Source organism: Micromonospora echinofusca, assembly GCF_017614955.1.
In the GTDB taxonomy this organism is placed as follows: domain Bacteria; phylum Actinomycetota; class Actinomycetes; order Mycobacteriales; family Micromonosporaceae; genus Micromonospora; species Micromonospora echinofusca_A.
This window is the reverse complement of record NZ_WVUH01000468.1, coordinates 1-4,570: the sequence shown is the minus strand read 5'-3', so window position 1 is coordinate 4,570 and position 4,570 is coordinate 1. Positions and strand designations below refer to the sequence as shown.

Annotated in this window: 3 protein-coding genes and 1 pseudogene; all 4 read right to left on the bottom strand. The window is 70.8% G+C overall.

Going from position 1 to position 4,570, the window contains the following annotated elements:
* Window positions 1-92: 92 nt before the first annotated feature.
* Window positions 93-848: a DUF4184 family protein gene (locus tag GSF22_RS31050; RefSeq protein WP_208817472.1), complete on the bottom strand. Its 756-nt coding sequence runs from the start codon at window positions 846-848 to the stop codon at window positions 93-95.
* Between the two features lie 157 nt (window positions 849-1,005).
* Window positions 1,006-2,559: an aminotransferase class I/II-fold pyridoxal phosphate-dependent enzyme gene (locus GSF22_RS31045; protein WP_208817471.1), complete on the bottom strand. Its 1,554-nt coding sequence runs from the start codon at window positions 2,557-2,559 to the stop codon at window positions 1,006-1,008.
* 38 nt (window positions 2,560-2,597) lie between these two features.
* Entirely contained in the window at window positions 2,598-3,920 is a 1,323-nt protein-coding gene (locus GSF22_RS31040) for an NAD(P)/FAD-dependent oxidoreductase (protein WP_208817470.1), read from the bottom strand.
* A gap of 419 nt (window positions 3,921-4,339) precedes the next feature.
* Window positions 4,340-4,570: pseudogene (locus tag GSF22_RS31035) on the bottom strand (metal-dependent hydrolase); the annotation flags it as partial.

The window sequence follows — 4,570 nt, the reverse complement described above, 5'->3', positions numbered from 1 at the left end:
GGGCGGGGATCCGGGCAGAGCCGCCGCGCGTGCCAGCAGAAATGGAGCAGCTCGACAGCGTCCAGGTCCCCACGGCGGACCTGGCCTAGCGGTCATCGTCGGGACCTCACACCGGGGTCGACACGGGTGGCGAGGGCACCGGCAAGCAGCGCCAGGGCGGCGAGGTGCAGCAACCGTACGATCGTCGGGGCCGGCTGCCCGGCGGCCGGGAGGAACGGCAGCACCCCGAGGCCCACGACCAGCACCCCGGCGGCAACCCACCAGAAGGTACGTGGATCGGCCGGTGGTGGTACCGGCGCGAAACCCCGGGACACGAGCAGCCTGGGATGCCGGGCGACCCGGACGGTCAGCACAATGGTGATCAGTGCGCCGAGCACGGTGCTGGTCAGGTCGGAGATGGTCCACCACGGAATCCCGCTCACCTCGTGCCAGGGCCGGCCGAGCAGTACCGCCACCCAGCCGTCGGTGTGGGTGAGCCGGTCCCAGCCGAGGTGTGTCGCCGCGCCGAGCAGGGCCGAGGTCACGGTGGTCCACCACGGGTACCGGTGGCTGCTCAGGGAACCGTAGCGACGCCAGCCGAACCGCCCGCCGGCGGGCAGGTGCACGGCGACGGTGGCGGCGGACCGACGGACGATCCAGGTGTACGCGACCGCCACCGGCAGGCACCACCACAGCAGTCCGGGCCAGGAGTGCGTGTCCCCGAACGGATGACCGTGCCGCCCGCTGGCCAGGTACGCGGCATCCGGGGCGAGCGCACCGGCGACCAGGGCGACCCCGTCGAACCAGGCCGGTCGCCACAGCTTCAACGGCAGTACCGGCGCAACGTGCGACGGGAAGGTCAACGGCACCGATGGACCCTATCCGGCCGGGGATCGACCAGCGGGGCGGCAGCTTGTGGCACCGCCCCGCTGATCTCATCGGTTCCGTGGTCGGCCGGACCCGGCCCAGGTTGGTCGCGCACCCGCCAACCTGGTCACCGGGACCGGGCCGTCCTCCGGACCGGGTCTACTTCGGCGCGCTGCCGAAGGCGCTGGACAGGTACGACCGGGAGTCGGCGATCGCACCCTCGATGATCCGGGCGGCCTCGCGGGCCTCCTCGGGGCGGTGGCTGGCCTGCACCTGGAGCCGGAACCGGGACGACCCGGTCGGGGTGACCGGGAATTCCACCATGAACGCGAGCACGCCCCGGTCGAAGAGGAGCCGGTTGGCGATCCGGGCGAGTTTCTCGTTGCCGATCAGCAGCGGCACGATCGGTGACGGCTCCCCCATGCAGGTCAGCCCCCGGCTGGTCAGCTCGTCGCGCAACGCGTCGATCGCGGTGAATAGCTGGCCGCGCAGCACGTCCCCCTCCGGGGACCGGATGATCCGGGTGGCCTCCCGTACCACCGCGGTCTGCACCGGGGAGAGCGCGTTGGAGAAGAAGTGCGAGCCGCCGAACATCTTGATGTACTGCTTGAGCGCGGGCGACCGGGAGGCCACGAACCCGCCGTTGGAGCAGAACGTCTTGGAGAACGCGCCCATCACGATGTCGACGCTGCCGAGCAGGTTCTGCATGCCGAGGACACCCGTACCGCCCGGCCCCATCGAGCCGAGGTCGTGGGCCACGTCGACCAGCAGCGTGGCGTCGTACTCCCGGCAGATGGCCTGGAGGGTGACCAGGTCCGGGTAGTCCGCGTCGACGGAGAAGAGTCCGTCGGTGACGACCAGGATGCCGTTGCGGGTGTCCCGGGCCCGGATCTCGGCCAGGTGCTGACGGACCGCCTCGACGTTGAGGTGCTCATAGCGGACCATGTTGCGGGTGGCCGCCCGGGCGCCCTGCTGGAGGCAGGAGTGGGCGAGCCGGTCGATCACGATGTGGTCCTCCTGGCGGACCAGGCCGGTGATCGCGCCGAACCCGGCGCCCCAGCCGGTCGGGTACAGCGTGACGTGTTCGAGCTGGAGCAGGTCGCCGAGGGCGGCCTCCAGGTCGTCGGAGATCCGGGTGTTGCCGAGGACCATCGGGGAGCCGGCGCTGTGCGGACCGTAGTCCCGCATCGCCCGGGCCGCCGCCTCCCGGATCGCCGGGTGGGTGTTGAACGACAGGTAGTCCTGCGAGTTGAAGTTGATCCCCCGGGTACGCCGGCCCAGGTCGTTGGTGATCTGCGCGATGCTGTCCGGTGCCGCCTCCAGTACCCGGGAGTACTGCCACGTCTCGGTCCGGCGGCGGGCCTCCACCCAGTCGTAGAAGTCCCCGGTCCGGTCCAGCAGGTTACGCCCGGCCGGGCGGTAGAAGTCGTAGGCGTTCTTGTCCAGCGCGAACTCCTCGTCCGGGTCGACGGGGTTGCGCAGGTGCGCCGGCTCCCACATCTCCGTCAGGTCGGCGATCACCTGGTTGAGTTCGTCGGTGGCGCCGTCCAGCGAGGCGAAGTCCTCCCACGGGATGTGGCCCGCCCAGTTGCGGGTCATCTCGGAGACCTCGGCGGCGGTACGCGCCATCGTCTCGACGTCCCCGCAGCGGGCCGCCTTGAGGATGATCTCGATCAGCTCGCCGTCTTCGCGCTGGTGCAGGTCGGTTGTCACGGTGGTTCTCCTGGGATCGGGTCAGCGGTGGCGGCGGGTCAGGCGAACGGGTTCTGCTGGTACATCCGGCTGGTCGCGGCGAAGTCCTCGAAGATGGCGTAGCCCGCCGAGGACTCCTTCGCGGCGTCGTTGAGCTGGAAGAGGTTGGACGCCTGGAAGAACTCCGAGACCGGGGCGATGTCGGCGTGGGTGGCGATGAACCGGTCGATCTCCTGCTGGTTGCCGCGCAGCGCGACGAAGAGCTGCAACTCGTCGTGCCGGTACGGACGCATCTCGGCCAGGGTGCACACGTAGTCGTAGTAGGCGGCGGCGTTCTGGCTGCGGCGGCGGGTCTCGTACGTGGTCATCGCCTCGTCGATGGTCGCCTCCCCGGTGAGCCAGCGGTGCAGGGCCGCGCTGGTCAGCTCCGCGTCACGGAAGGCGTGGGTCATCCCGATGGCGGTGCACTGGTCCTTGAAGCACTCGGCGTCCCCGACCAGCACCCAGCCGGGCCCGTGCAGCGGCCGGAGGAAGGCAGCCTGGTCGAGGGTGCCGTAGATGCGCTCCATCCGGGTGCCCCGGGTACGGACCACCTCGCCCAGTTCGGGGCTGACGAAGTCCAGCGCCCGCTGGAAGTTGCCCGGCACGTCCCGCCGGAAGTCGCGGGACCACTCGCTGGGCCCCCAGACCAGGGTCATGTTCTGTTCGAAGTTGGTCGGTACGACCGCGCAGGCCAGCCGACCCCGCCGGTGGATCTGCCCGAGGCCGAGGTCGAAGCCGCTGTAGTAGGTCCAGTAGGCGAACGTGCACCGGGGCCGCTCGTCGTACTTGGGCAGGTTCAGGGTGCGGGCGACGAAGGAGTTGCGGCCGTCGGCACCGACCACGATCCGGGCGCGTTCCTCGACCAGCTCGCCGTCGAGGGTACGGCCCCGGATACCGACCACCCGGCCGTCGGAGACGAGCAGTTCCCGTACCGCGAAGTTGGTGCGGACCTCGGCGCCGGCCTTGGCGGCGGCCTCGACCAGGATCTGGTCCAGCACCAGGCGGCGCACCGAGGCGTAGCTCTGCACGACCCCCGAGTCGTCGCCGTGCAGGTCCCGGAAGTACTCCCGCAGCAGCTCCGCCGGCACCGAACCGGTCAGCTCGATGCCGTCGTTGACCAGCTTCATCGTCGAGTACGACGGGGTGACCGCGAGGACCTGGTCGAGCAGCCCCCACCGGTTCAGGTACGACATGCCGTGCGGCCAGAGGAAGTGGGTCGAGATGACGTCGCTGGGGAAGCTGGCCCGGTCCACCACCAGCACCCGGTGACCCTGGCGGGCGAGCAGCATCGCCGTGGACGCGCCCGCGCAGCGGGCGCCGATCACTATCGCGTCGTACATATGTCTCGACCCTTCTCCGACGTGGCGAACAGCGACGGGACAGGAGGTTCCTCCTGTCCCGCAAGACTGAACTGGAGGCCGCGCCTGGTCCGGCGGCGCACCGACGCTCCGCCCCGGTGGCACCTACCGGCCGGCTGCTGCGGCCGTTACCCTGCTGTCCGGCTGATCGGGCGGACCCGCACGGTCGGCGGGCTCCCGCCGCGCGGACAGCTGTCGCGCCTCGGGAGGGAGGGCCACCCGCACCCGGGGCGCAGGCGACAGCGGGGACCGATCGGGGTCCACCGCCAGCCGGACGCGGGGAAGCATAGCTCACGTCCACAGTGGACCATCGGTAGGCGACGAACCGGCCGGTAGAGAAGACTCAGCGGTCGAGCAGGTCGAGCCGGCGCCCAGGTCGGCGGCGGCGAGGTGTCCGCGGGCTACGGGGTGATCAGCGTCCACGCGCTGACGCCGCCCAACAGCAACAGGGCAGGCACGACCAGCAGCAGTTCCGCCGCCGAGCCGGTGCGGAACCGTAACGGGGCCCACATGCCCAGCGGCGCCCACCGGCAACCCCGCAGCCGGACCGGCCACAACAGCGGCACCCGGCTGAAGGTCAGCGCGTCACCGAGGGAGTGCACCAGACAACCCAGCCCCAGCGGCACACCCAC

Bases quoted from the DNA above. Each gene is read 5' to 3' on its own strand.
- GSF22_RS31040 (WP_208817470.1), bottom strand. From the start codon at position 3,920: ATGTACGACGCGATAGTGATCGGCGCCCGCTGCGCGGGCGCGTCCACG.